This is a genomic window from Neoroseomonas oryzicola, from assembly GCF_012163135.1.
Classification (GTDB): Bacteria; Pseudomonadota; Alphaproteobacteria; order Acetobacterales; family Acetobacteraceae; genus Neoroseomonas; species Neoroseomonas oryzicola.
Genome location: NZ_JAAVUP010000022.1, coordinates 1 through 23,830 on the forward strand (window position 1 = coordinate 1; position 23,830 = coordinate 23,830).

Consider the following 23,830-nt stretch of genomic DNA (forward strand, 5'->3'; position numbering starts at 1 on the left):
CCCCGGGGGGGGGGGCCCCCCCCCCCCCCCCCCCCCCCCCCCAAGGGCCGAAAGGCCTTTGAAAACCGGGGTCCGGGGGGCCTTCGGCCCCCCGGCGGGGTGGCCTGGAGGGGCGGCGCCCCTCCAACCACTACTTCTTCGCGACGCCCAGATCCGCCTCGAGTTCCCGGATCCGCCCCTGCAGCGTGGTCCGCATCGACGCCGAAGCGTGCGGCTTGAGGCTCGCGAGCGTGTCGCGGAGCTCGCGCAGGAGCCGTTCCTTCTCGGCCTTGCTGCGCTGGATGGGACGCGCGTCGGAGAACTGGCCTTCACGGCTGCGCATGTGACACCTCCTTCTTGGTGATTGGGTCCCGCCGCGGCGACGGCGCACGGGGGACCATGCGGCCCCGTCGCCGGGGCCGCTCCCGGGCAGTGGTGGTTGCCTTAGATGTCGAGCATCAGGCGGCGCGGATCCTCGATGCTCTCCTTCACGCGGACGAGGAAGGAGACCGCTTCCTTCCCGTCCACGATGCGGTGGTCGTAGGACAGCGCGATGTACATCATCGGCCGGATCTCGACCTTGCCGCCCACCGCCATCGGGCGGTCCTGGATCTTGTGCATGCCCAGGATGCCGGACTGCGGCGGATTCAGGATCGGGGTCGACATCAGCGAGCCGTAGATCCCGCCATTGGTGATGGTGAAGGACCCGCCGGCGAGCTCGTCGAGCTTCAGCGCACCATCGCGCGCCTTCTTGCCGAAGGCGCCGATCGACTTCTCGATCTCGGCGAAGGACAGCGTGTCGGCGTTGCGCAGCACCGGCACGACCAGGCCGGACGGGCCGCCGACGGCGATGCCCATGTGCACGAAGTGCTTGTAGACGATCTCGTCGCCGTCGATCTCGGCGTTGACCGCCGGGAATTCCTTCAGCGCCGCGACGCAGGCCTTCACGAAGAAGGACATGAAGCCGAGCTTCACGCCGTGCTTCTTCTCGAACACCTCCTTGTACTCGGCGCGCAGCGCCATCGCGGCACCCATGTCCACCTCGTTGAAGGTGGTGAGCATCGCGGCGGTGTTCTGCGCTTCCTTGAGCCGCCGGGCGATGGTCATGCGCAGGCGCGTCATCTTCACGCGCTCCTCGCCGGCCTCGAGCGCACGGGGCGCCTTCGGCGCGGCGGCCGCGGCCGGGGCGGCGGCGGGACGCGCGAGGAAGTCCATCACGTCGCCCTTGGTGATGCGTCCGTCCTTGCCGGTGCCGGCGCCTATCGCCGCGGCGGACGCGCCGGTCTCGGCCATCAGCTTGGCCGCGGCGGGCAGCGGGGCGTGGGTGCCGGGCACCGCGACGGGACCGGAGACCGCGCGCGGCGTCTCGACATGCGGCACGGCCGGGGTCGGCGCGACCGGTTGCGGCGCGGCGGCCGGCTTCGCGGCGGCAGCGGCGCCGCCGGCGACGATGGACCCGAGAACCGCACCCGGCGCGACCTCGGCACCCTCGGCCGCGGCGATCGCTTCCAGCACGCCGGCGGACGGCGCGTTGACCTCCACCGTCACCTTGTCGGTCTCGAGCTCCACCAGCGGCTCGTCGGCCGCGACGGCCTCGCCGGCCTTCTTGAGCCAGCGGGCGACGGTGGCGGAGGAAACGCTCTCGCCGAGGGTGGGAACCAGGATGTCGGTCATGTCTGCCGTCCGTTGTCTGCCCGGGGCGCGATCACAGCCCGAGGGCCGCGCGCACCAGGGCTTCCTGCTGCTGCTGGTGGATCCGGGCGAGGCCCGTGGCCGGGCTCGCCGCCTCTTCGCGGCCCACGTAGTCGGGCCGCTTCGCCTTGATGTCGAGGGTCTTCAGGACCTTCTCGATGCGCCGGTCCATGAAGGTCCAGGCGCCCATGTTCTCGGGTTCCTCCTGGCACCACACCACTTCGGCGTTCTTGTAGGGCGCGAGCGCCTTGGTGAGGCTGTTGACCGGGAAAGGATGCATCTGTTCGACGCGCACGATGGCGACGTCGTCGACGCCCTTGTCCCGGCGTTCCTGCAGAAGGTCGTAATAGACCTTGCCGGTGCAGAGCACGACGCGCTTCACCTTCTCCTCGGGCGCGATCGCGTCGATCTCGGGGATCACGTAGCGGAAGGCGCTGCCGGGGCCGAATTCGGCCAGCGAGCTGACCGCGAGCTTGTGGCGCAGCAGCGACTTCGGCGTCATCAGCACCAGCGGCTTGCGGTAGTTCGCCTTGATCTGGCGGCGCAGCGCGTGGAAGTAGTTGGCCGGCGTCGTGAAGTTGCAGACGCGCATGTTGCGCTCGGCGCAGAGCTGCAGGTAGCGCTCGAGCCGCGCGGAGGAATGCTCCGGCCCCTGGCCCTCGTAGCCGTGCGGCAGCAGCATCACCAGGCCCGACATGCGCAGCCACTTCGTCTCGCCCGAGGCGATGAACTGGTCGATGATGACCTGCGCGCCGTTGGCGAAGTCGCCGAACTGGCCTTCCCACAGCACCAGCGTGTGCGGGTCCGCGAGCGTGTAGCCGTAGTCGTAGCCAAGCACGCCGAACTCCGCGAGCAGGGAGTTGAACGCCTCGAACTTAGGCTGGCCCTCGCGGATATTGTTCAGGGGCACGTATTCGGCCTGGGTCTGCTGGTCGATCAGGTAGGCGTGGCGGTGGGAGAAGGTGCCGCGCTGCACGTCCTCGCCCGACAGGCGCACGCGATGGCCTTCGAGCAGCAGCGTGCCGAAGGCGAGCGCCTCGCCGGTCGCCCAGTCAAGGCCCTCGCCGGTCTCGATGGCCTGCTTCTTGGCCTCGAGCTGGCGGGCGATCTTGGAATTGACGTTGAAGTCGGCGGGGTAGCGGCAGAGCGCCGCACCCACCTCGCGCAACGTGTCGAGCGGCACGGCGGTGTCGTGCAGCTTCTCGACTTCCTCGCCGGCGGTCGCGGACTTCAGGCCCGTCCAGTGGCCCTCCAGCCAGTCGGCCTTGTTGGGCTTGAAGGACTGCGCGGCCTGGAAGGCGTCCTCGAGCGTCGCGTTGAAGGCGTCGTACATCGCCTTCGAATCCTCGGCGGCCAGCGAGCCCTCGCGCGCCAGGCGCTCCGCATAGAGCGTCCGGGTCGTCCGCATCTCCTTGATGCGGTTGTACATGATCGGCTGGGTGAAGGCCGGCTCGTCGCTCTCGTTGTGGCCGTGGCGGCGGTAGCAGACGATGTCGAGCACGATGTCCGCGCCGAACTGCATACGGAACTCGGCCGCCATGCGGGCGCAGAAGACCACCGCCTCCGGGTCGTCGCCGTTCACGTGCAGGATCGGCGCCTGGATCGCCTTCGCGACGTCGGTGCAGTACAGGCCCGAATAGGCATGCGCCGCGACGGTGGTGAAGCCGATCTGGTTGTTGGTGACGATGTGGACCGTGCCGCCGGTGCGGTAGCCGATGAGCTGGCTCATCGCCAGCGTCTCATAGACGACGCCCTGGCCGGCGAAGGCCGCGTCGCCATGCAGCAGGATGCCCATGACCGACCGGCGGCCCTTGGTGTCGCCCGCCATGTCCTGGCGCGCGCGCACCTTGCCGACCACGACGGGGTCGACGGCCTCGAGGTGCGAGGGGTTCGGCTGCAGCGAGAGGTGGACCATGCGGCCGCCGATCTCGATATCGACCGAGGTGCCGAGGTGGTACTTCACGTCGCCCGAGCCCTGCACGTCGTCAGGGTTGGCGCCGACGCCCTTGAACTCCGAGAAGACCTGCACGTAGGGCTTCTTCACGACGTTCACGAGCACGTTCAGGCGGCCGCGATGGGCCATGCCGATCGCGATCTCGTTCACGCCGCCCTTGGCCGCGGTCTCGATCACGGCTTCCAGCGCCGGGATGGTGGATTCACCGCCCTCGAGGCCGAACCGCTTGGTGCCGACGAACTTGCGCGCGCAGAAGGATTCGAAGCCTTCCGCCTCGGTCAGTTCCTGCAGGATCTGCTTCTTGGCCGCGGCGTCGAAGCCGGCGAGCCAGGGCGCGCCCTCGATGCGGCGCTGGATCCAGGACTTCTGCTCCGGATCCTGGATGTGCATGAACTCGACGCCGATCGACCCGCAATAGGACGCGCGGCAGATCGCGATGATCTCGCGCAGCGTCGCCGTCTCCTTCCCGAGCACCATGTCGAGGAAGATCGGGCGGTCGAGGTCGGCCTCGGTGAAGCCGTAGGTCTTCGGATCGAGCTCCGGGTGCGGCTTCGGCTGGGTCAGGCCGAGCGGATCGAGCTGCGCTTCCAGATGCCCGCGGACGCGATAGGAGCGGATCAGCATCAGCGCGCGGATGGAATCGAGCACCGCGCGGCGCGTCGCCTCGGGGTCGGCGGCGGCGGGCGCGCCCTTCGCACCCTTGGCCGGCGCCGGCTTCTCGGGCTCGGGGCCGAAGGCGCCGCGGATGCGCGGGGCCCAGGAGGCGCCGGTCGCATCCGTCAGCACCGCGCGCGCCTCGTCGTTCAGCGCGCCGAACAGCTCGGCCATGGAGGGATCGACGCTGGCGGGATTCTCCGCCCAGCGGGCGTAGAGGTCCGCGAGATAGGCGGCATTCGCGCCAGTCATCGCGGTTGCGAGGACGTCAACTCCGGCCATCGGGTCTCTCCGTGCCGGCGGGCGGCGCCGCCGGGTGTCACGTCGGGTTGGTATCAGGTGCGGGTCGCCGCCGCCCCTGACTTAAGGGTACGGCGGCGCCGCTTAACATAGGGCGCATGGCCCCTTTGTGGCAGGGATTTCACCCCTGCCGGGGCCGCGTCAGCCCTTGAGCGCCTTCACCATGGTCGAGCCCAGCGAGGAGGGGCTGTCCGCGACATGGATGCCGGCCGCGGCCATGGCTTCCATCTTCGCGGCCGCGGTGTCCCTGCCGCCCGAGATGACGGCGCCGGCATGGCCCATGCGGCGGCCTGGGGGGGCGGTCGCGCCGGCGATGAAGCCGACCACCGGCTTGTTCGGCTTGCCCGGGCCGAAATTCTCGGCCTTCAGGTACTCGGCCGCGAGGATCTCGGACTGGCCGCCGATCTCGCCGATCATGACGATCGACTTGGTCTCGTCGTCCTTGAGGAACAGCTCGAGAACGTCGATGAAGTCCATCCCCTTCACCGGGTCGCCGCCGATGCCCACGCAGGTGGACTGGCCGAGCCCCGCGGCGGTGGTCTGCGCTACCGCCTCATAGGTCAGGGTGCCGGAGCGCGAGACGACGCCGACCGACCCGCGCTTGTGGATGTGGCCCGGCATGATGCCGATCTTGCAGGCCTCCGGCGTGATCACGCCCGGGCAGTTCGGCCCGACCAGGATCGACTTCGACCCGGACAGCGCGCGCTTCACCTTCACCATGTCGAGCACGGGAATGCCCTCGGTGATGCAGATGATCAGCGGCACCTCGGCGTCGATCGCCTCGAGGATCGCATCCGCCGCGAAGGGGGCGGGGACGTAGATCACCGACGCATTGGCCTGCGTCTTCGCCACGCACTCGGCCACCGTGTCGAAGACCGGCAGGTTCAGTTCCGGGTGCATCGTGCCGCCCTTGCCGGGCGTCGTGCCGCCGACATAGGTCGAGCCGTAGGCGATGCCCTGGCTGGCGTGGAAGGTGCCCTGGGCCCCGGTGAAGCCCTGGGTCATGACGCGGGTGTTCTTGTCGACCAGAACGGCCATGGGTCAGGCCCCCTTCACGGCCGCGACGACCTTCTGCGCGGCGTCGGCCAGGTTGTCGGCGGGGATGATGGCAAGGCCGCTCTCGGCCAGGATCTTCTTGCCGAGGTCCACATTCGTGCCCTCGAGCCGGACCACCAGCGGCACCTTCAGCGAGAGGTTCTTGCTCGCCGCCACGATGCCCTCGGCGATCATGTCGCACTTGGCGATGCCGCCGAAGATGTTGACCAGGATGGCCTTCACGTTCGGGTCGGAGGTGATGATGCGGAACGCCTCGGTCACGCGCGCGGCATTCGCCGTGCCGCCGACATCGAGGAAGTTCGCCGGCGAGGACCCGTACAGCTTGATGATGTCCATCGTCGCCATGGCGAGGCCGGCGCCGTTGACCATGCAGCCGATCTCGCCGTCGAGCGCGACGTAGTTCAGGTCGTTCTTGACCGCGTCGAGCTCCTTGGGGTCCATCTCGCTGTCGTCGCGCAGCTCTTCCAGGTCCTTGTGGCGGAACAGCGCGCTGTCGTCGAAGGACACCTTGGCGTCAAGCGCCACGATCTCGCCCGCGCCGGTGACGACCAGCGGGTTGATCTCGACGATCATGCAGTCGAGCTCGAGGAAGGCGCCGAAGAGCGCCGTGACGAACTTCGTGAAGGAGGAGACCTGCTTGCCCGTCAGCCCGAGCCCGAAGGCCAGCTTGCGGCAATGGAAGCCCGAGATGCCCGAGGCCGGGTCCACCGCGACCTTGAGGATCTTCTCGGGGTGGTGCTCGGCCACCTCCTCGATCTCCATGCCGCCTTCGGTGGAGGCCATGATGGTCAGGCGCGAGGTGTCGCGGTCGATCAGCAGGCCGAGGTAGAGCTCGCGCTTGATGTCGCAGCCGTCCTCGACATAGACGCGGGAGACGAGCTTGCCGTGCTCACCGGTCTGCTTGGTGACCAGCGTCTTGCCGATCATCGCGTCGGCGGCGGCCTTCACGTCGTCGATCGACTTGACGACGCGCACGCCGCCCTTGCCGTTCGGGTCTTCCTTGAAGCGCCCCGCGCCGCGTCCGCCGGCGTGGATCTGGGACTTCACGACATAGACGGGGCCGGGAAGCTGCTTCGCCGCGGCCACCGCCTCCTCGGCGGTCCAGGCGACATGGCCGTCGAGCACGGCGACGCCGTAGCGGCGCAGCAGCTCCTTCGCCTGGTATTCGTGGATGTTCATGCCCGGAGATCCCTTGGCCTGACAGGAAAAGGGCCCGGCGTCGCCGCCGGGCCCCGGTGGGTCAGCCCACCAGCTTCTTGGAAGCGTCGATCAGTTCGCGGACCGCGCCGCAGGACTTCTCGAAGGCCGCCTTCTCGGTCGCGTTGAGCTCGATCTCGACGATGCGCTCCACGCCGCCGGCGCCGATCACCACCGGCACGCCTACATAGAGGTCCTTGATGCCGTACTGGCCGGTCAGCCACGCGGCGCAGGGCAGGACGCGCTTCTTGTCCTTCAGGTACGCCTCGGCCATCGCGATCGCGGAAGCGGCCGGGGCGTAGAAGGCGGAGCCCTTCTCGAGCAGCTTCACGATCTCGCCGCCGCCATTGGCGGTGCGGGCGCAGATCGCGTCGATCTTCTCCTGCGTCGACCAGCCCATCTTCACGAGGTCCGGCACCGGGATGCCGGCGACGGTGGAATAGCGGGTCAGCGGCACCATCGTGTCGCCATGGCCGCCGAGCACGAAGGCGGTCACGTCCTCGACCGAGACGTTGAACTCCTGCGCGAGGAAGAGGCGGAAGCGGCTGGAATCCAGCACGCCGGCCATGCCGACCACCTTGTTCGCGGGCAGGCCCGACTTCTCGCGGAACACCCACACCATGGCGTCGAGCGGGTTGGTGATGACGATGACGAAGGCGTTCGGGCAGTGGGTCTTCACGCCCTCGGCCACCTGGGCGATGACGCCGGCGTTCTTGGAGACGAGGTCGTCGCGGCTCATGCCCGGCATGCGCGGGAAGCCGGCGGTGATGATGACGACGTCCGAACCCGCGATCGCGCTGTAGTCGCCCGAGCCCGACATGGCGCTGTCGAAGCCGTCCACCGGGCCGGACTGCATGATGTCGAGCGCCTTGCCCGCGGCCACGCCCGGGAAGACGTCGAACATCACGACGTCGCCGAGCTCCTTGAGCCCGATGAGGTGGGCGAGCGTGCCGCCGATGTTGCCGGCGCCGATCAGCGCAATCTTCTTGCGGGCCATGGGACTTCCTCGGGGATGTGGTGCAGTGCGGAAAAGCGCCGCTTCCTACTCCGTGGCCCGCGCGGCGGCAAGGCTGCCGGGGGGGCCGGAGGCGGCGCCGGCCGGCTCGCGTGGATCGTCAGAGCGGCAGGCAGCGCACCACGTCGTTATGGCCGAGCGCCAGGGTCGCCATGGTGCCGGTCGGGCAGGACTGGGCCTGGGCGTGGGTCGGCGGCTCGAGCCCGCCCTGCCAGGCGACGGTCCGGCTGCGGGCGCCGCAGTTCCGGCCACGGCAGGACTCCGCGACCTGGGTGCCGCGGGAGGTGGTGCGGTTCGCCTGGCGGCCGCTGCGGGTGGTGGCCGCGCTCGCCTGGCGCGTCCGGTCGGTGGCGCGGGCGTTGCGCTGCGGGGCGTCGGTGCGGCGGGCCGCGCTGGCCCGGGCGGTCTGGGGCGCGGTGGCGCGGGTCTGCTGGGCCTGGGCCTGCTGCTGCGTGCGCGACCGGGCGTCGGCCGGCGCGGCGGCCGTGACGACGGTGGCAAGGGCGATGAAGGCCATGGCCAGGAACCGCATGCGCCAAACCTCTCGTATCGTTGCGGGATATTTCAGGAACATTAGCCCGGCTCCTCCCGCGTCGGGAACCCCCGGTCTGCAAACTTGACCCGCGTCAAAACTCGCCGGGCGGCGGTGATATATGCGCGATCGTGCATTCAATATCGCAGGAGATCGCCATGCATGACGACTGGCCCGCCTTGGCCGCCGGGCTTTCGGGGCCGCTGAAGGAGCTGCGGGGCGGGGCGGCGGAGGTGATGAAGGGCTTCTCCGCGGTGGCGCGCGCGGCACTGGAGCCCAAGGCGCTCGATGCCACGACGAAGGAGCTGATCGCGCTCGGCATCTCCGTCGCCACGCGCTGCGCGCCCTGCATCGCCTACCACGCGGAGGCTGCGGTGAAGCTCGGCGCGACGCGGGATGAGGTGATGGAGACGATGGGCATGGCGATCTACATGGGCGCCGGCCCGTCGGTGATGTACGCCGCCCAGGCCGTCGAGGCCTACGACCAGTTCAAGGCGAAGGCGGCCGGCTAGCGCCGACACTTCGGCCCGATGCCCTGCATCGGGCCGGGAGCGCACAGCGCGACCGCGCCCAGCCCACCCGCCGCCGCCGGCGCAACAGTCCACGGCGCGCAGCCAAGCCGCGCGGATGCGCGGCGCCGGCGCCGGCGCTTGAGGATCTAGGTAAGATGCGCGAGCGCCAGGTAGTCCTGGCTCTGCATCTCCACCAGGCGCGAGGCGGTGCGCTCGAACATCGCGGCGTTCTCGCCCCGCTCGTAGAGCCGGTCGGGATGCTCCTCGGCGCTCGCCACGAGCTTCACGCGATGCTCGTAGAGCGCATCGATCAGCGTGATGAAGCGCCGCGCCTTGTCGAAATTCTCTGGGCCGAGGCGCGGGATGCCGTCGAGCACCACGGTGTGGAAATGCGTCGCGACCGCGAGGTAGTCGGCCGGGCCGAGTGGCTTGCCGCAGATGTCGTTGAACTCGAAGCGCGCGACGCCGCGCGCGGCGAGCGGCACCTCCACTGCCCGGCCGAGCAGCGTCAGCTTCGTCGGCTTCGCCGGCGTGTCGCCGGTCAGCTCGGCGAAGGCCGCGTCCATGGCGCGCTCGGCGCGGCCGTCGGGCGGGACGTGCCAGGTCGGCAGGCCGCGGATGCGGTCGCGGCGATAGTCGCGCGCCGATTCGAGCTCGAGCACCTCGATCCGCTTCTTGATGAGCGCGATGAAGGGCAGGAAGGCGTCGCGCCCGGGCTTGCCCTTGAACAGGTCGTCGGGGGTGGTGTTGGACGTCGCGACGATCACCACGCCGCGGGCGAACAGCGCCTCGAACAGCCGGCCGAGGATCATCGCGTCCGCGATGTCATGGACCTGGAATTCGTCGAAGCAGAGCAGCGCGGCCTCCGCGACGATCGAATCCGCCAGCGGCGGAATGGGATCGGCGGTGTCCCCGTGTTCCTTCTTCCAGGCATGGATGCGCCGGTGCGCCTGCTGCATGAACTGGTGGAAGTGCAGCCGCTTCTTCCGCGCAACGTCCGCGCTGGCGAAGAACAGGTCCATCAGCATGGACTTGCCGCGCCCGACCTCGCCGACGAGATACAGGCCGAGCGGCGCGCCGGAGGGCGCCTCCTCCACCGCCTTGCGGCGGAAGAAGCGGCCGAGGAAGCCGCCGGTGTCGGGCGGCTCGACCTTCGGGTCGTAGCCGCGGGTGCGGCGCCAGAGGTCCTGCAGCTTCTCGGCGGCGAGTTCCTGGGCGGGATCGGCGGTGATGGCGCCCGCGGCGATGCGCGCGCGGAGCGCGGGCAGGGGGCCCTCGGAGGTGAGGGCGACCGGCGCCTGCGCCCCGGCATCGCCGGGCGGGCGGTTGACGGGGGCGTGCATGACGGCCCGGGCCATAGCCCGATCCCGCCGGGCGGACAACCGCGCCCGGCCTTTACATGCACCGGTGCCGCCGGCAGCGTCGCAGGCCATGCGCCGCGTCGCCGCCCTGCACTACCATCCCGACGGCTACGGCACCGCCGGGAAGCCGATCATCGGCCGGCGCGTCGCCGGCGAGGAATTCCTGCGCGCCCTGGTGCGGCATGGCGGCCTGCAGGCGCTGCGCGCGCTGGTGCAGGACCGCGCCCAGGCCGAGGCCTTCCGCGCCCATGTGGCGGCGATCGATCCCGTGCTCGAAACCAGCGCCCACACCTACGAGGATCCGGCCGGCTTCGACGATGCCGGGATGATCTTCGTTCCGGGCGCGGCCATGTCGACCTATGCCTGGTGGCGCCGGCGGCATCGGCAGGACGCCTTCAGCCTCTGCGGCGTGACGCACACCACGGCGACCGACCGTGCGATGGACGCGATCGGGGACCTGCTGGTCGCACCGCTTCAGCCCTGGGATGCGCTGGTCTGCACCTCGCGCGCCGCGCTGGGCATGGTGCGGCGGCTGCTGGACGAACAGGGCGCCTATCTGCGCGACCGCTTCGGCACTGGTCGCATCGAGGGACCGCTGCTGGCCGAGATCCCGCTTGGCGTCGACACCGCTTCCTTCGCGCCGCTGCCCGAGGCACGGCAGCGCTGGCGTGAGCGGCTCGGCATCGGGGCGGAGGACGTCGCGGCGATCGTCGTCGGGCGTCTCAGCCAGGTGACGAAGTTCACGCCGGCGCCGATGTACCTCGCGCTGGAACGGGCCGCGCAGGGCGCCTCGCGGCGGATGCACCTGATCCTCGCGGGGTATTTCGAACCCGAGCAGGCGCGCGGCGTCTTCCTCGACGGCGCGGCCGCGCTCTGCCCCTCGGTCACGGTCCACCATGTCGACGCGACCGAGCCCAGCGCGCGGCGGGAGATCTGGAGTGCCGCGGATCTCTTCACCCTCCCGGTCGACAACGTGCAGGAGACCTTCGGCCTCGCCCCGGTCGAGGCGATGGCGGCGGGCCTGCCCGTGGTCGTCACCGACTGGGACGGCTTCCGCGACACGGTCGAGGAGGGCGTCCACGGCTTCCGCATCCCGACGCTGATGGGCGGGCCGGGGGCGGACCTCGCGCTGCGCTACGCGGCGGGGATGGACGCCTATTCCAACTACGTCCTCGGCGCCTCGCTCGGCGTCGCGATGGACATTCCGCGCGCCGCCGAGGCCTACCGGACGCTGGTCGAGGATGCGGATCGCCGGCGCGCGATGGGGGCCGCGGCCGCCGCCCATGCCCGTGCCCGCTACGACTGGGCCGCGGTGATCCCGCGCTACCTCGACCTCTTCGACCAGCTCGCCGAGCTGCGGCGCGGCGGCGGCGAGCGCACCCCGCCGCAGCCGGGCCGCGAGCCGGTCCCGCTGCGCCCCGATCCGATGCGCATTTTCGCCGACTACCCGACCACGGCGATCGCACGGGAGATGCGCTTCGCCCTCGCGCCCGGCGCGGGGCTCGACGCGTTGCGCGCCCGGGCGCGGGTCCCCGGCGTGGTCGGGCGCGGCAGCCTGCTGCCGACCGAGCGCCAACTCGTTGCCATGCTGACCCGGCTCGCCGAGGGCCCGGCGACGGCGGCCGAACTCGCCGCGCTCGCACCGCCCGGACGCGGGGCGCGCGGCCTAGTCTGGCTGCTGAAATACGACCTGGTCCGCCGGATCGACTGAGGGCCTGGACGGGCCGGCGCGTCCGGCCGAGTCTGACCCCATGGGGGAACTCCTGAACGGTCTGCCGGCGACCGGCGCCCTGCTCGGCGTCGCGGCGGCGGCGTTGATCGGCGGGCTGTCGCGCGGCTTCTCGGGCTTCGGCGCGGCGCTGGTCTTCGTGCCGCTGGCCTCGGCCGCGGTGGGGCCGCGGGCGGCGGTGCCGGTCCTCGCCCTTCTCGAATGCGTCTCCTGCCTCGCCTTCCTGCCGGGGGCCTGGCGGCACGCGGCGCGGCGGGACGTCGGGGTGATGAGCCTCGGCGCCATATTCGCGGTGCCGCTCGGCGCGCTGATCCTCGCGCACAGCGACCCGGTGGCGCTGCGCTGGGTGATGACGGGGCTCGTGCTCGGCGCGCTGGTCGTCCTTGGATCCGGCTGGCGCTATCGCGGGGCGGGATCGGTGCCGCTGACGGTGGGCGTCGGGGCCGTGGGCGGCGTGATGAGCGGCACCGCCATGCTGGGCGGCGTGGCGCCGGCGGTCTGGTGGCTGGGCCGCGGCGGCGCGGCGCTGAACGTGCGCGCCAACATGAACCTGTATTTCGCCATCCTGACCGTGGCGGTGACCGCGGCCTTCGCCTGGCGGGGGCTGATCGGGGCCGGCAGCGCCTGGCTCGCGCTGGCGGCCGGCCCCGCCTATGGCGCGGGGCTATGGGGCGGGGCGGCGCTGTTCGGGATGGCGAGCGAGACGACCTTCCGCCGCACCGCCTATGTCCTGATCTTCGCCGCCGCCGTGCTCGGCATGCCGCTGTGGGACCCGCTTACGGGCCGATGACCTTGGCGCCGGCGACGATGGCGCGGATCCGGTCCGTCGCGGTCGCGCCCGATTCGACGGCGGCGATGGCCTTGGCCTCGGCGACGCGGATGGCCGCGAGTCGCTCCAGCACCGCCGCGGCGCGGTCGAGGGGGACGATCACCACCCCGTCCTCGTCCCCCACCACGATGTCGCCCGGACGGACATGCTGCCCGCCCATCACGACCGGCGCGCCCACCACGCCCGGCCCGTTGGAGGCCGGGGAGGTCGGCACGATCCCGGCGGCGAAGAGCGGCAGGCCCGTCGCGACGATCCCCGCCCGGTCGCGGGCGAGGCCGTCGGTCACGAAGGCCGCGATGCCCTTGTTGCGCATCATCCCCGCGACGATGTCGCCCACCACGGCGGTGGTGGTGTAGCCGTCATTGGCCACCACCACGACGTCGCCGGGCTCGGCCTCGGCGAGCGCGCCGTAAACGCCAACCACGTCGGCGGGGTAGGAGAAGGCGGTCAGCGCCGGGCCGGCGAAGGCCGCGTTGGCGGGGTCCATCGGCTTGATCCGGTAGTCGACCGCCCCGCGGCCATCCATGGCATCGACCAGGTGGGAGGTCTGGGCCCCGCGGAAGGCCTCGACCAGCGCCTTGTCGGGCCGGCGGTGGCCGCGGTGGATGGTCAGCAGCGGCGGGTTGTCGAGCATCGCGGGGTTTCCCATGTCCTGGCTTCATCAGCCTCGCCCGCCCGGCCGGCAGCGTCCAGCCGGGGCCGGAATCGGTGCCGCGCATGCGAAAACCGATGGCCGTCCGGTTGCGGTGCGGCAATGCGTATGTTAAGCGCCCGCCGCCGCCGGAGGATGCCTTCGCGCGGCCATGTCCTTTGCCGTCGTTCGTCGCAGACCCAGCAAGAACAGGACCGGGATCGCCCGTGGCCGCAGCCGAGACCATCCAGACCGCCTCCACCTCCTCGCCGCAACTGGCGGGCGCGCCGCAGCGCTATGCCCATGCGTTGCTCGGCATCGCCGACGACCTGCGGGCCACCGAGCCCGGCGCGATCGACCGCATCGCGCAGGACCTCGAGACCCTGTTCGCCCTGTGGCGCGACGACGCCCCGTTCCGCGACTTCATCGCCGACCCCCGCCTCGACGCCGCCAAGCAGCGCGCGGGCGCCTTCGCCATCCTCGAGCGCGTCGGCATCGGCGCGGAGGTGAAGAACCTGGTCGGCGTCATGATCACCAACCGTCGCCTGTCGGCGCTGCCCGCCGTGGCGCAGGCCTTCGGCGCGCTGCTCGCGGAACGCCGCGGCCAGCAGACGGCCGAGGTGGTCACCGCCCATCCGCTGACGGACACCCAGCGCGCCCAGATCGTCGCCCGCCTCACCGAGGCCGGGTATTCGGGCGTGCGACTGTCGGAAAGCGTCGACGCTTCCATCCTTGGCGGGCTGATCGTCCGGATCGGTTCCCGCCTCTATGACAACAGCATCAAGTCCAAGCTGCAGCGCCTGCAGTACGCGATGAAAGGGGCCGCCTGACCATGGATATCCGTCCCGCCGAAATCTCGGAGATCCTCAAGAAGCAGATCGCCGGGTTCGACGCCGAGGCGAACGTGGCCGAGGTCGGCACCGTTCTGACCGTGGGTGACGGCGTCGCCCGCGTCTACGGGCTGCAGAACGTGATGGCCGGCGAGCTCGTGGAGTTCCCCGGCGCCGGCCTGCGCGGCATGGCGCTGAACCTCGAGGCCGACAACGTCGGCGTCGTGATCTTCGGCGACGACAAGAACATCCGCGAGGGCGACACCGTCTCCCGCACGGGTTCGATCGTCGACGTCCCCGTCGGCAAGGGCCTGCTCGGCCGCGTCGTGGACGCGCTCGGCAACCCGATCGACGGCAAGGGCCCGCTGGTGGACGTTACCCGCACCCGCGTCGAGGTGAAGGCCCCGGGCATCATTCCCCGCAAGTCGGTGCACGAGCCGATGCAGACGGGCATCAAGGCGATCGACAGCCTGATCCCGATCGGCCGCGGCCAGCGCGAGCTGATCATCGGCGACCGCCAGACCGGCAAGACGGCGGTGATCCTCGACACCATCATCAACCAGAAGCCGATCAACGCCTCGGGCGACGAGAAGCAGAAGCTCTACTGCATCTACGTCGCGGTCGGGCAGAAGCGCTCCACGGTCGCCCAGCTGGTGAAGACGCTGGAGGAGCAGGGCGCGCTCGAGTACTCGATCATCGTCGCCGCCACCGCTTCCGACCCGGCGCCGATGCAGTTCCTCGCGCCCTACTCGGGCTGCGCCATGGGCGAGTTCTTCCGCGACAACGGCATGCACGCGGTCATCTTCTACGACGACCTGTCGAAGCAGGCCGTCGCCTACCGCCAGATGTCGCTGCTGCTGCGTCGTCCGCCGGGCCGCGAAGCCTACCCGGGCGACGTCTTCTACCTGCACTCGCGCCTGCTCGAGCGCGCGGCGAAGATGAACGACGACTTCGGCGCCGGCTCCCTGACCGCGCTGCCGGTCATCGAGACGCAGGCCGGCGACGTGTCGGCCTACATCCCGACCAACGTCATCTCCATCACCGACGGCCAGATCTTCCTCGAGACCGAGCTCTTCTATAAGGGCATCCGTCCCGCGGTGAACGTCGGCCTCTCGGTTTCGCGCGTCGGTTCCGCCGCGCAGATCAAGGCGATGAAGCAGGTCGCCGGCCGCATCAAGCTGGAACTGGCGCAGTACCGCGAAATGGCGGCCTTCGCGCAGTTCGCCTCGGACCTCGACGCGACGACGCAGGCGCTGCTCGCCCGCGGCGCCCGCCTGACCGAGCTGCTGAAGCAGCCGCAGTACAAGCCGGTCCCGGTCGAGGAGCAGGTGATCTCGATCTTCGCCGGCACCCGCGGCTACCTCGACCGCATCTCAGTCGGCCAGGTCGGCGAGTTCGAGCGTCGCCTGCTCGCGGACATCAAGTCGCGCGCGCCGGAGATCGTCGAGGCGATCCGCACCGACCGGGAGATCAAGAAGGAGACCGAGACGAAGCTCGTCGCCTTCCTCGACTCCTTCGCGAAGTCCTTCAGCTGAGCGAACAGGGGGCGGAGAGCCATCCATGGCGAGCCTGAAGGCCCTCCGCCTGCGGATCAACAGCGTGAAGTCCACGCGCAAGATCACGCAGGCGATGAAGATGGTGGCGGCGGCGAAGCTGCGGCGCGCGCAGCAGCGCGCCGAGGCCGCCCGCCCCTATGCCGAGCGGATGGAGCGCATGCTCGCTTCCCTCGGCGCGGCGGTGGCGGGGCAGCCCGATGCGCCGAAGCTGTTGGTGGGCACCGGCGGCGACGCGGTGCACCTGCTGGTGGTGGTGAGCGGCGATCGCGGCCTCGCGGGCGCCTTCAACACCAATGTCGGCCGCTTCGCGCGCAACCGCGTCCGTGAGCTGGAAAGCCACGGCAAGACCGTGAAGATCCTGGGCGTCGGCCGCAAGGCGACGACCTATCTGAAGCGCGAGTTCGGATCCCGCTTCGTGGGCGAGATCTCCTTCGCCAACAAGAAGGTGGTGGGCTTCGACGACGCGGCCGAGATCGCGGCGACGATCACCCGGATGCTCGACGCCAACGAGTTCGACGTCTGCTCGCTGATCTACAACCGCTTCAAGAACGTCATCACGCAGACGCCCTCCGAGCAGCAGCTCATCCCCGGCGCCGTGCCCGAGCAGGAGGCCGCCGAGGCCATCGGCCCGCAGGCGCTGTACGAGTACGAGCCGACCGAGGACGAGATCCTCGCCGCGCTGCTGCCGCAGAACCTCGCCGTGCAGGTCTATCGCGCCATCCTGGAGACCACCGCCGGCTTCTACGGCAGTCAGATGACCGCGATGGACAACGCCACGCGCAATGCGGGCGAGATGATTAATAAGCTCACCATCAACTACAACCGCACACGCCAGGCCAACATCACCAAGGAGCTGATCGAGATCATCTCCGGTGCCGAGGCCGTCTGATGCCGTCCGATCGTGAGGCGCCGACGGCGCGCAACGTGAATCGGCCGGCTGGCCGCTGAGAAGGGAATCCGCACGATGAAGAACAACGTCGGCAAGGTCACGCAGGTGCTGGGCGCCGTCGTGGACGTGCAGTTTCCGCAGGACCTGCCCAACATCCTCAACGCGCTGCAGACCAAGGTCGAGGACCGCACCCTCGTCCTCGAGGTCGCGCAGCACCTCGGCGAGCGCACCGTGCGCACCATCGCCATGGACACCACGGACGGCCTCGTCCGCGGCACGGAAGTGGTTGACACGGGCACGGGCATCGCGGTGCCTGTTGGTCCGGGCACGCTGGGCCGCATCCTGAACGTGATCGGCGAGCCGATCGACGAGCGCGGTCCCGTTCCGCACGACAAGACCTACAACATCCACCGCGACGCCCCGTCGTTCGAGGAACAGGCCACCGCGGCCGAGATCCTCGTCACCGGCATCAAGGTCATCGACCTGCTCGCCCCCTACCTGAAGGGCGGCAAGATCGGCCTGTTCGGCGGCGCCGGCGTGGGCAAGACCGTCACCATCCAGGAACTGATCAACAACGTCGCCAAGGGCCACGGCGGCGTGTCGGTCTTCGCCGGCGTGGGCGAGCGCACGCGCGAGGGCAATGACCTCTATCACGAGATGGTCGATGCCGGCGTCATCAAGCTGAACGAGGGCAACACCGAAGGGTCCAAGGTGGCCCTGGTGTACGGCCAGATGAACGAGCCGCCGGGTGCCCGCGCCCGCGTCGCGCTCTCGGGCCTGTCCATGGCGGAATACTTCCGCGATGAGCAGGGCCAGGACGTGCTCTTCTTCATCGACAACATCTTCCGCTTCACGCAGGCGGGCGCCGAGGTGTCGGCGCTGCTCGGCCGCATCCCCTCCGCGGTGGGCTACCAGCCGACGCTGGCCACCGACATGGGCGCGCTGCAGGAGCGCATCACCTCGACGAAGAAGGGCTCGATCACCTCGGTGCAGGCCATCTACGTGCCTGCGGACGACCTGACCGACCCGGCGCCGGCGACCTCCTTCGCCCACCTCGACGCCACGACGGTGCTCAACCGCTCGATCGCCGAGCTCGGCATCTTCCCGGCCGTCGACCCGCTGGACTCCACCTCGCGTGCGCTCGACCCGCGCATCGTGGGCGAGGAGCACTACAAGACGGCGCGTGAAGTGCAGCGCGTCCTGCAGACCTACAAGTCGCTGCAGGACATCATCGCCATTCTCGGCATGGACGAGCTGTCGGAAGAGGACAAGCTGATCGTGGCGCGCGCGCGCAAGATCCAGCGCTTCCTCTCCCAGCCCTTCCACGTCGCGGAAGTCTTCACCGGCACGCCGGGCGTGTTCTGCAAGCTGGAAGACACGATCCGCTCCTTCGCGGGCATCGTGGCCGGCGAGTACGACCACCTGCCGGAAGCCGCCTTCTACATGGTCGGCACGATCGAAGAGGCCGTGAAGAAGGCCGAAGGGCTGAAGGCTGCCGCGTAAGCGGCGGGCTTCCGCACCTTTCGGTGCCCTCAGACGCCGGGCGCGCGCCTCCGCGCGCTTGGCTTTCGCGGCACTAGCCGCGGGCCGCATTCGCGGCCTCGGACCCGGCCGTTGCCGGGTCCGCCGGTCGCGCCAGACTTTGGAAGGGCGTTGCGATGTCCACGTTCCAGCTCGAATTCGTCTCCCCCGAGAAGCTGCTGCTCTCCCGGCCCGTGGAGATGGCGGTGATCCCCGCCGCGGAAGGCGAGATGGGCGTGCTGCCCGGCCACTCGCCGATGATCGTCGCGTTGCGCGGTGGCGTCATCACCGTGACCGAGGCCGGCCAGGTCTCCGAGCGGCTCTTCGTCGCCGGCGGCTTCGCCGAGGTGACGCCGTCCCGCGTGACCATCCTCGCCGACGAGGCGACGCCGGTCGCCCAGCTCTCCAAGGCCGATGCCGAGCGCCGCATCGCCGAATGCGAGAAGGCCTATGACGAGGCCGCCGCCGAGGCGACGCCCGAGAAGCGCGACGCCGCCATGGCGCGCCTGCTCTCGGCCCGCGCGATGCTCGCCGCCGCCGAGGCGGCCTGAGCCAGGCGGCCCTCAGGCCGCTCGATCACGTCTTCCTGATGCGCGCGCCGCTCCCTGCGGCGCGCGTCCTGTTTCACACACCTTTCATACGATCCGCCTCCGCACGCGTCGGCCGCCTTGAAACCACCACGCGCGGGGCGAAAATGGCAGGCCGTCGCGCGTCGTCCGGGCTCACGCCCGCAAGCAAGGGGTTGGCATGAAGCACTGGCACATCGACGAGATCGGCTGGGACCGCTTCGACCCCTCCAAGGTGGACCCCGAGATCGTGCCGCTGGTGAAGGCCGCGGCCATGGTCGAGCGGAACGCGGCCGACTACGTCACCTACCTCACCCGCGTCTTCGCCGACGATCCGGACTTCCAGGCGGCGGCGGAACATTGGGGCGTGGAGGAGACGCAGCACGGCGACGCGCTCGGCCGCTGGGGCGAGATCGCGGATCCGACCTGGAACTTCCAGGAAGCCTTCGCCCGCTACCGCGCCGGCTACAAGATCCAGCTCGACGCGGAAGCCTCGATCCGCGGCTCGCGCACCGGCGAGCTGATCGCCCGCTGCATGGTCGAGACCGGGACCTCCTCCTACTACTCCGCCCTCGGCGACTCGACCGAGGAACCAGTGCTCAAGCAGGTCTGCCGCCTGATCGCGGCGGACGAGTATCGGCACTTCAAGCTCTTCTACGACCACATGAAGCGCTACCTGGCGCGCGAGAAGCTGTCCTTCGCGAAGCGCCTGCGCGTCGCCCTCGGCCGCATCGGGGAAAGCGAGGACGACGAGCTCGCCTACGCCTTCCATTGCGGCAATGAGGCCGAGGGCATGCCCTACGACCATGATCGCTGCATCAGCGGCTACATGGGCCGGGCCATGGGCTTCTACCGCTTCCGCCACATCGAGCGCGGCATGGGCATGATCTTCAAGACGATCGGCCTCGAGCCCCGCGGGCGCATGTCGGACATCGCGGCCAAGGGCGCGTGGCGGCTGCTGTGCTGGCGGCGTGACCGCTACCAGCAGGCCCTGCGGAAGGCGGCGAACGAGAACGCGAACGGGCAGTCCCGGGCGGCCTGAGCGCGCCCGGAGGGGCGCCGCCCCTCCGGACCTCCCCGCCAGAGGCCGAAGGGCCTCTGGATACCAGGACACAACTGCCCGGTTTCATGCGAGCACGGCGCCGCCGGCTCGGCGGGGCCCGGCCCGAACCGGCAAGCTTCCTGCGATTCGCCGGGCCTGCGGGTCGAAACACCCGAGACCTCCTGGCCCTCCGGGCCCATTTCCGGGTAATCCGGCCGGGTTGAGAAAAATCTTCGGCCCCGGCGCATTTTCCCCTTTGCGCCTGGGGGACGCGGGCGTATAGCGCCGCTCAGACGCAGTACGCACGTGCCTCTGGCCCCCGGCCGTCCCGGCCAAAGGGTTTACGCAACGACGTCAAGCGTTCTGGCAACCCCGTCCGGGATCCCGGGCGGCCCACTTTGGTCGCTGGTTCGTTCGACCGTTTCGTCAACCTGGGGCCGTCGCCTTGAAAGGCGGCCCTCCGGAGCCTGGAAAGAGGTGCGGCGATGACCCCGAAGATCGCCCAGTTCCTGCGCGACCACGCGCCTGCCACGCCCTGTCTCGTCCTCGACGTGGACCGGGTGGAGGCAAACTACCGCCGGCTGAAGGCCGCGCTGCCGCTCGCGCGCGTCTACTACGCCGTGAAGGCCAACCCGGCCGCGCCGATCCTCGAGCGCCTGACGGGCCTCGGCTCCTCCTTCGACGCCGCCTCCTGGGAGGAGATCCAGTCCTGCCTGGCCGCCGGCGCGCGGCCGGAGGCGATCTCCTACGGCAACACCATCAAGAAGGCGTCGGCCATCAAGGCCGCGCACGAAGCGGGCGTGACGCTCTTCGCCTTCGACAGCGAGCCCGAACTGCTGAAGATCGCGAAGAACGCCCCCGGCGCGCGCGTCTATTGCCGCATCCTGGTCGAGAACAAGGGCGCCGAATGGCCGCTCAGCCGCAAGTTCGGCTGCGAGCTCGACATGGCGCGCGACCTGATGGTGCAGGCCCGCACGCTCGGCCTCGACCCCTACGGCATCTCCTTCCATGTCGGCAGCCAGCAGACCAGCACGGCGGCCTATGAAGGGGCGATCGCCCGCGTCGCCATGCTCTTCACCGACCTCAAGGAGGCCGGGGTGAAGCTGCGCATGGTGAACCTCGGTGGCGGCTACCCGGTGCGCTACCGCGCCGAGGTGCCGGGCATCGACGATTTCGGCAACGCCATCATGGGCGCCATGACCCAGCATTTCGGCAACGACCTGCCGGAAATGCTGGTCGAGCCCGGCCGCTTCATGGTCGGCGACGCCGGCGTCGTCTCAGCCGAGGTCGTGCTCGTCTCCCGCAAGGGCAAGGACGATCCGGTGCGCTGGGTCTACCTCGACATCGGGCGCTTCGGCGGCCTGGCCGAGACCGAGGGCGAGGCGATCAAATACGCCTTCCGCACCCCGCATGACGGCACCGCGGACGGCCCGGTGACCATCGCCGGCCCGACCTGCGACAGCACCGACACGCTGTACGAGAAGTCGAACTACCGCCTGCCGATGGCGCTGACCGACGGCGACCGGGTCGAGCTGCTGTCGACCGGCGCCTATGTCACCTCCTACGCCTCGCAGTCCTTCAACGGCTTCCGGCCGCTCGCGGAACACTACATCTAGTCTGCCCTCAGGCGGCGGGCGCGGCCCGTCCGGGCCGCTTGCCTTCGCGCCGTGTACGGGCGTGCTGACGGCGGCGGATGGTCTGGGCGCGGTCGCGTCTTGCGCTCCCGGCCCGAGGCTGTTGCCTCGGGCCGATTGGTGGCCCGCAGGGCGGCGCCCGATTTCACGTTCCATTTGTGCGTCACGCCGGATAGGATGCGGCGATGGACAGCATTGACCGGAACATCCTGGTCGCGCTGCAACATGACGGGGCCTCAGGCCTCGCGGAGCTCGCCAAGGTGGCGGGCCTGTCCGTTTCCGCCACCGCGGAACGGGTCAAGCGGCTCGAGGAACGCGGCACGATCCGCGGCTGGCGCGCGGATCTCGATCCGGCCGCGGTCGGCTGCCCGCTGCTCGCCTGGGTGTTCGTGACCCTTCGCCCCGGCGCCAGCGACGCCAAGTTCCGCGACAGCCTCGCGCCCTTCGAACACGTGCTGGAATGCCACGCCGTCAGCGGGCCCTGGTCCTACATGCTGAAGCTCCGCGTCGCCGGCCTGCCCGAACTCGAGGCCTTCGTCGCGGGCGAGCTCCGCCGCAAGGCGGGCGTCGAACGGACCGAGACGGTGCTCGCCCTCTCGACGGTCAAGGAGACCGCGATCCTCCCCGTCGCCCCGCCGGACGACGAGGAAGCGTGACGCGGCGCGGGCGGCTGGTGCAGGCTGCCTCGCCATGAGCCGCCGCACCCTCGAGGTGACGCCCGACCTCCTGCTCCGCGCCTATGCGGCGGGGGTCTTCCCGATGGCCGAGAGCCGCCGCTCCGACCGTCTCTATTGGCTCGACCCGGCGCTGCGGGGCGTGCTGCCGCTCGACGGCGGCTTCCACCTCTCCCGGCGCCTGCGGCGCACCGCGCTGTCCGACCGCTTCGCCGTGACCGTCGACCAGGACTTTCCCGGCGTCATCCGCGGCTGCGCCGAACCCGCCCCGGGACGCACCGATACCTGGATCAACGAGGAGATCGAGCGCCTTTTCCTCGACCTCCATGCCCGCGGCGCCGCCCATTCGGTCGAGGTGAGCGCCGAGGGCCGCCTGGTCGGCGGCCTCTATGGCGTCTCGCTCGGCGGGGCCTTCTTCGGGGAGAGCATGTTCTCCCGCGTCACCGACGCCTCGAAAGTGGCCCTGGTGCATCTCGTCGCGCGGCTGCGCCTCGGCGGCTACGTGCTGCTCGACACGCAGTTCCTCACCGCGCATCTCGCGCGCTTCGGCGCGGTCGAGATCCCCAAGACCGACTACAAGCTGCGCCTGGCCGCGGCGCTGTCGGTCGAGGCGACCTGGCGGACGGACCTCACGCGGGAGGAGGTCGCGGCCGAGATCCGCGCGCTGCGCGGCGCGGAGGGCTGATGCCCGGCCGCTCCCAGGGCTACATCATGCTGTGGCAGGGCGGCAGCCTCTGGATCGGCCGCAGCGAGGCCACGACGACGCCGCACGAACATCACGCGATCCAGGTCAGCCTCGCGCTCGAAGGCCGCGCGCGCCTCTGGGATGCGGCATCCGCCGATGCCGGGCTGGACCTGGCGGCCGCGATCGTCGCCCCCGACCGCGCCCATGCCTTCGCGGCCGAGGGCGCGACGGTCGCGATGATCTTCGTCGAGCCCGAATCCGTCATCGGCCGCGCCATCCTGCAGCGCCATGGCGGTCCCGGCGTCGTCACGCCGCTGGATCCGGCCCATCTGGCGGACCTGCCGGCCGGCCTGCGCGCGGCCTTCAGCGCCGGCGACAGGGACGCCATGGGGCGCCTCGCGCGCCAGGCGATCGACCTGCTGGCCGGCGCGGACGCCACGACGCGGCGTCTCGAGCCCGATCCGCGCGTGCGGCGCGTGATCCGGATGCTGGCCACCCGCGCCGAGGCGCCGCCCACCCTGACGGAGGCCGCGGCGGAGGTCCGCCTCTCGCCGGGCCGCCTGCGACATCTCTTCATCGCCGAGACCGGGCTGCACTACAGCGGCTATGTGCTGTGGCTGCGCCTGGAACGCGCGGTGGCAGTCTTCGCCGCCGGCGGCAGCCTGACGGAGGCGGCGCATGCCGCGGGCTTCGCCGATTCGGCCCATCTCAGCCGGACCTTCCGCCGCATGTTCGGCCTCGCGCCGTCCTCGCTGCAGATCCGGTAGAGCCGTTTCAGATCAGACGGCGCCGGCCCACACCCCCACCCGGCCACCCAACGGCAGTATCCTGGATGGGTAGCCGGGTGGGGGTGTGGGCCGGCGCCGATCCCGACAGGGCGGAAAACGCCCTAGGCTCCAGACTCAATCAGGTCCATCCGATGAGGATGGCGGCGATGGCGACGGCCGAGGCGAAATTGGCGGCGAGCTTGTCGTAGCGGGTGTGTATCCGGC

22 protein-coding genes are annotated in these 23,830 nt (G+C 70.4%); 13 read left to right on the plus strand and 9 right to left on the minus strand.

The window, feature by feature from the left end:
* Positions 1–130: 130 nt before the first annotated feature.
* From GWK15_RS24720 to GWK15_RS24750, 7 genes are all read right to left on the minus strand, one after another.
* Positions 131–322, minus strand: coding sequence for a hypothetical protein (locus GWK15_RS24720; protein ID WP_168044127.1), 192 nt, complete (start codon positions 320–322; stop codon positions 131–133).
* Between the two features lie 101 nt (positions 323–423).
* A complete protein-coding gene (gene odhB / locus GWK15_RS24725) occupies positions 424–1,653 on the minus strand; it encodes a 2-oxoglutarate dehydrogenase complex dihydrolipoyllysine-residue succinyltransferase (protein WP_168044129.1) in 1,230 nt (409 codons plus the stop codon).
* A 31-nt stretch (positions 1,654–1,684) separates the two neighbouring features.
* Positions 1,685–4,561 carry a 2-oxoglutarate dehydrogenase E1 component gene (locus GWK15_RS24730; protein ID WP_168044131.1) on the minus strand — a complete coding sequence of 959 codons (2,877 nt, stop codon included), beginning with the start codon at positions 4,559–4,561 and terminating at the stop codon, positions 1,685–1,687.
* A gap of 159 nt (positions 4,562–4,720) precedes the next feature.
* Positions 4,721–5,617: a succinate--CoA ligase subunit alpha gene (sucD, locus tag GWK15_RS24735; protein ID WP_168044133.1), complete on the minus strand. Its 897-nt coding sequence runs from the start codon at positions 5,615–5,617 to the stop codon at positions 4,721–4,723.
* Positions 5,618–5,620: 3 nt separating this feature from the next.
* Positions 5,621–6,814: an ADP-forming succinate--CoA ligase subunit beta gene (sucC, locus tag GWK15_RS24740; protein ID WP_168044135.1), complete on the minus strand. Its 1,194-nt coding sequence runs from the start codon at positions 6,812–6,814 to the stop codon at positions 5,621–5,623.
* A gap of 61 nt (positions 6,815–6,875) precedes the next feature.
* The gene (gene mdh / locus GWK15_RS24745) at positions 6,876–7,829 is read right to left on the minus strand and encodes a malate dehydrogenase (protein ID WP_168044137.1); all 954 of its coding nucleotides are present in this window, start codon (positions 7,827–7,829) and stop codon (positions 6,876–6,878) included.
* A gap of 118 nt (positions 7,830–7,947) precedes the next feature.
* Positions 7,948–8,379, minus strand: coding sequence for a hypothetical protein (locus GWK15_RS24750; RefSeq protein WP_168044139.1), 432 nt, complete (start codon positions 8,377–8,379; stop codon positions 7,948–7,950).
* 158 nt (positions 8,380–8,537) lie between these two features.
* On the opposite strand from GWK15_RS24750, the gene GWK15_RS24755 reads away from it, so the two are divergent.
* On the plus strand, positions 8,538–8,891 hold the full coding sequence (locus GWK15_RS24755; protein ID WP_168044141.1) for a carboxymuconolactone decarboxylase family protein: 354 nt from the start codon (positions 8,538–8,540) through the stop codon (positions 8,889–8,891).
* A gap of 146 nt (positions 8,892–9,037) precedes the next feature.
* On the opposite strand, the gene zapE is transcribed toward GWK15_RS24755, so the two are convergent.
* Positions 9,038–10,234, minus strand: coding sequence for a cell division protein ZapE (zapE, locus tag GWK15_RS24760; RefSeq protein ID WP_168044143.1), 1,197 nt, complete (start codon positions 10,232–10,234; stop codon positions 9,038–9,040).
* 88 nt (positions 10,235–10,322) lie between these two features.
* Between zapE and GWK15_RS24765 the strand changes: the two genes are divergently transcribed.
* Both GWK15_RS24765 and GWK15_RS24770 read left to right on the plus strand, forming a co-directional pair.
* Complete coding sequence (locus tag GWK15_RS24765; protein ID WP_168044145.1) at positions 10,323–11,963, plus strand: glycosyltransferase family 4 protein; 1,641 nt, start codon at positions 10,323–10,325, stop codon at positions 11,961–11,963.
* Between the two features lie 40 nt (positions 11,964–12,003).
* The gene (locus tag GWK15_RS24770; protein WP_168044147.1) at positions 12,004–12,771 is read left to right on the plus strand and encodes a sulfite exporter TauE/SafE family protein; all 768 of its coding nucleotides are present in this window, start codon (positions 12,004–12,006) and stop codon (positions 12,769–12,771) included.
* Here GWK15_RS24770 and GWK15_RS24775 read toward each other — a convergent pair.
* Entirely contained in the window at positions 12,758–13,459 is a 702-nt protein-coding gene (locus GWK15_RS24775; RefSeq protein ID WP_168044149.1) for an RraA family protein, read from the minus strand. The genes GWK15_RS24770 and GWK15_RS24775 overlap by 14 nt on opposite strands.
* 209 nt (positions 13,460–13,668) lie before the next feature.
* On the opposite strand from GWK15_RS24775, the gene atpH reads away from it, so the two are divergent.
* The 10 genes from atpH to GWK15_RS24825 all read left to right on the plus strand — a co-directional run bounded on the left by atpH (position 13,669) and on the right by GWK15_RS24825 (position 23,605).
* Complete coding sequence (gene atpH / locus GWK15_RS24780; protein WP_338147332.1) at positions 13,669–14,271, plus strand: ATP synthase F1 subunit delta; 603 nt, start codon at positions 13,669–13,671, stop codon at positions 14,269–14,271.
* A gap of 2 nt (positions 14,272–14,273) precedes the next feature.
* Positions 14,274–15,806: a F0F1 ATP synthase subunit alpha gene (gene atpA / locus GWK15_RS24785; protein WP_168044152.1), complete on the plus strand. Its 1,533-nt coding sequence runs from the start codon at positions 14,274–14,276 to the stop codon at positions 15,804–15,806.
* 25 nt (positions 15,807–15,831) lie between these two features.
* Positions 15,832–16,716: a F0F1 ATP synthase subunit gamma gene (locus GWK15_RS24790; protein ID WP_168044153.1), complete on the plus strand. Its 885-nt coding sequence runs from the start codon at positions 15,832–15,834 to the stop codon at positions 16,714–16,716.
* 75 nt (positions 16,717–16,791) lie between these two features.
* Entirely contained in the window at positions 16,792–18,219 is a 1,428-nt protein-coding gene (atpD, locus tag GWK15_RS24795; protein ID WP_168044155.1) for a F0F1 ATP synthase subunit beta, read from the plus strand.
* A gap of 155 nt (positions 18,220–18,374) precedes the next feature.
* Positions 18,375–18,788, plus strand: coding sequence for an ATP synthase F1 subunit epsilon (gene atpC / locus GWK15_RS24800; protein ID WP_168044157.1), 414 nt, complete (start codon positions 18,375–18,377; stop codon positions 18,786–18,788).
* 196 nt (positions 18,789–18,984) lie between these two features.
* The gene (locus GWK15_RS24805; protein ID WP_168044159.1) at positions 18,985–19,845 is read left to right on the plus strand and encodes a ferritin-like domain-containing protein; all 861 of its coding nucleotides are present in this window, start codon (positions 18,985–18,987) and stop codon (positions 19,843–19,845) included.
* Between the two features lie 485 nt (positions 19,846–20,330).
* On the plus strand, positions 20,331–21,461 hold the full coding sequence (locus tag GWK15_RS24810) for a type III PLP-dependent enzyme (protein WP_168044161.1): 1,131 nt from the start codon (positions 20,331–20,333) through the stop codon (positions 21,459–21,461).
* Between the two features lie 203 nt (positions 21,462–21,664).
* Positions 21,665–22,135, plus strand: a complete 471-nt coding sequence (locus GWK15_RS24815) for an Lrp/AsnC family transcriptional regulator (RefSeq protein WP_168044163.1) — start codon at positions 21,665–21,667, stop codon at positions 22,133–22,135.
* Positions 22,136–22,169: 34 nt separating this feature from the next.
* Complete coding sequence (gene aat, locus GWK15_RS24820; protein WP_168044165.1) at positions 22,170–22,838, plus strand: leucyl/phenylalanyl-tRNA--protein transferase; 669 nt, start codon at positions 22,170–22,172, stop codon at positions 22,836–22,838.
* Positions 22,838–23,605, plus strand: coding sequence for a helix-turn-helix transcriptional regulator (locus GWK15_RS24825; protein ID WP_168044167.1), 768 nt, complete (start codon positions 22,838–22,840; stop codon positions 23,603–23,605). The genes aat and GWK15_RS24825 overlap by 1 nt, the downstream gene beginning before the upstream one ends.
* The last annotated feature ends 225 nt before the right edge of the window (positions 23,606–23,830 follow it).

Bases quoted from the DNA above. Each gene is read 5' to 3' on its own strand.
- GWK15_RS24810 (WP_168044161.1), top strand. From the start codon at position 20,331: ATGACCCCGAAGATCGCCCAGTTCCTGCGCGACCACGCGCCTGCCACG.
- GWK15_RS24730 (WP_168044131.1), bottom strand. From the start codon at position 4,561: ATGGCCGGAGTTGACGTCCTCGCAACCGCGATGACTGGCGCGAATGCC.
- GWK15_RS24720 (WP_168044127.1), bottom strand. From the start codon at position 322: ATGCGCAGCCGTGAAGGCCAGTTCTCCGACGCGCGTCCCATCCAGCGC.
- GWK15_RS24755 (WP_168044141.1), top strand. From the start codon at position 8,538: ATGCATGACGACTGGCCCGCCTTGGCCGCCGGGCTTTCGGGGCCGCTG.
- zapE (WP_168044143.1), bottom strand. From the start codon at position 10,234: ATGCACGCCCCCGTCAACCGCCCGCCCGGCGATGCCGGGGCGCAGGCG.
- GWK15_RS24750 (WP_168044139.1), bottom strand. From the start codon at position 8,379: ATGCGGTTCCTGGCCATGGCCTTCATCGCCCTTGCCACCGTCGTCACG.
- GWK15_RS24790 (WP_168044153.1), top strand. From the start codon at position 15,832: ATGGCGAGCCTGAAGGCCCTCCGCCTGCGGATCAACAGCGTGAAGTCC.
- sucD (WP_168044133.1), bottom strand. From the start codon at position 5,617: ATGGCCGTTCTGGTCGACAAGAACACCCGCGTCATGACCCAGGGCTTC.
- GWK15_RS24825 (WP_168044167.1), top strand. From the start codon at position 22,838: ATGCCCGGCCGCTCCCAGGGCTACATCATGCTGTGGCAGGGCGGCAGC.
- atpD (WP_168044155.1), top strand. From the start codon at position 16,792: ATGAAGAACAACGTCGGCAAGGTCACGCAGGTGCTGGGCGCCGTCGTG.
- odhB (WP_168044129.1), bottom strand. From the start codon at position 1,653: ATGACCGACATCCTGGTTCCCACCCTCGGCGAGAGCGTTTCCTCCGCC.
- GWK15_RS24770 (WP_168044147.1), top strand. From the start codon at position 12,004: ATGGGGGAACTCCTGAACGGTCTGCCGGCGACCGGCGCCCTGCTCGGC.
- GWK15_RS24765 (WP_168044145.1), top strand. From the start codon at position 10,323: ATGCGCCGCGTCGCCGCCCTGCACTACCATCCCGACGGCTACGGCACC.
- GWK15_RS24805 (WP_168044159.1), top strand. From the start codon at position 18,985: ATGAAGCACTGGCACATCGACGAGATCGGCTGGGACCGCTTCGACCCC.
- sucC (WP_168044135.1), bottom strand. From the start codon at position 6,814: ATGAACATCCACGAATACCAGGCGAAGGAGCTGCTGCGCCGCTACGGC.
- GWK15_RS24815 (WP_168044163.1), top strand. From the start codon at position 21,665: ATGGACAGCATTGACCGGAACATCCTGGTCGCGCTGCAACATGACGGG.
- atpC (WP_168044157.1), top strand. From the start codon at position 18,375: ATGTCCACGTTCCAGCTCGAATTCGTCTCCCCCGAGAAGCTGCTGCTC.
- GWK15_RS24775 (WP_168044149.1), bottom strand. From the start codon at position 13,459: ATGGGAAACCCCGCGATGCTCGACAACCCGCCGCTGCTGACCATCCAC.
- atpA (WP_168044152.1), top strand. From the start codon at position 14,274: ATGGATATCCGTCCCGCCGAAATCTCGGAGATCCTCAAGAAGCAGATC.
- aat (WP_168044165.1), top strand. From the start codon at position 22,170: ATGAGCCGCCGCACCCTCGAGGTGACGCCCGACCTCCTGCTCCGCGCC.
- mdh (WP_168044137.1), bottom strand. From the start codon at position 7,829: ATGGCCCGCAAGAAGATTGCGCTGATCGGCGCCGGCAACATCGGCGGC.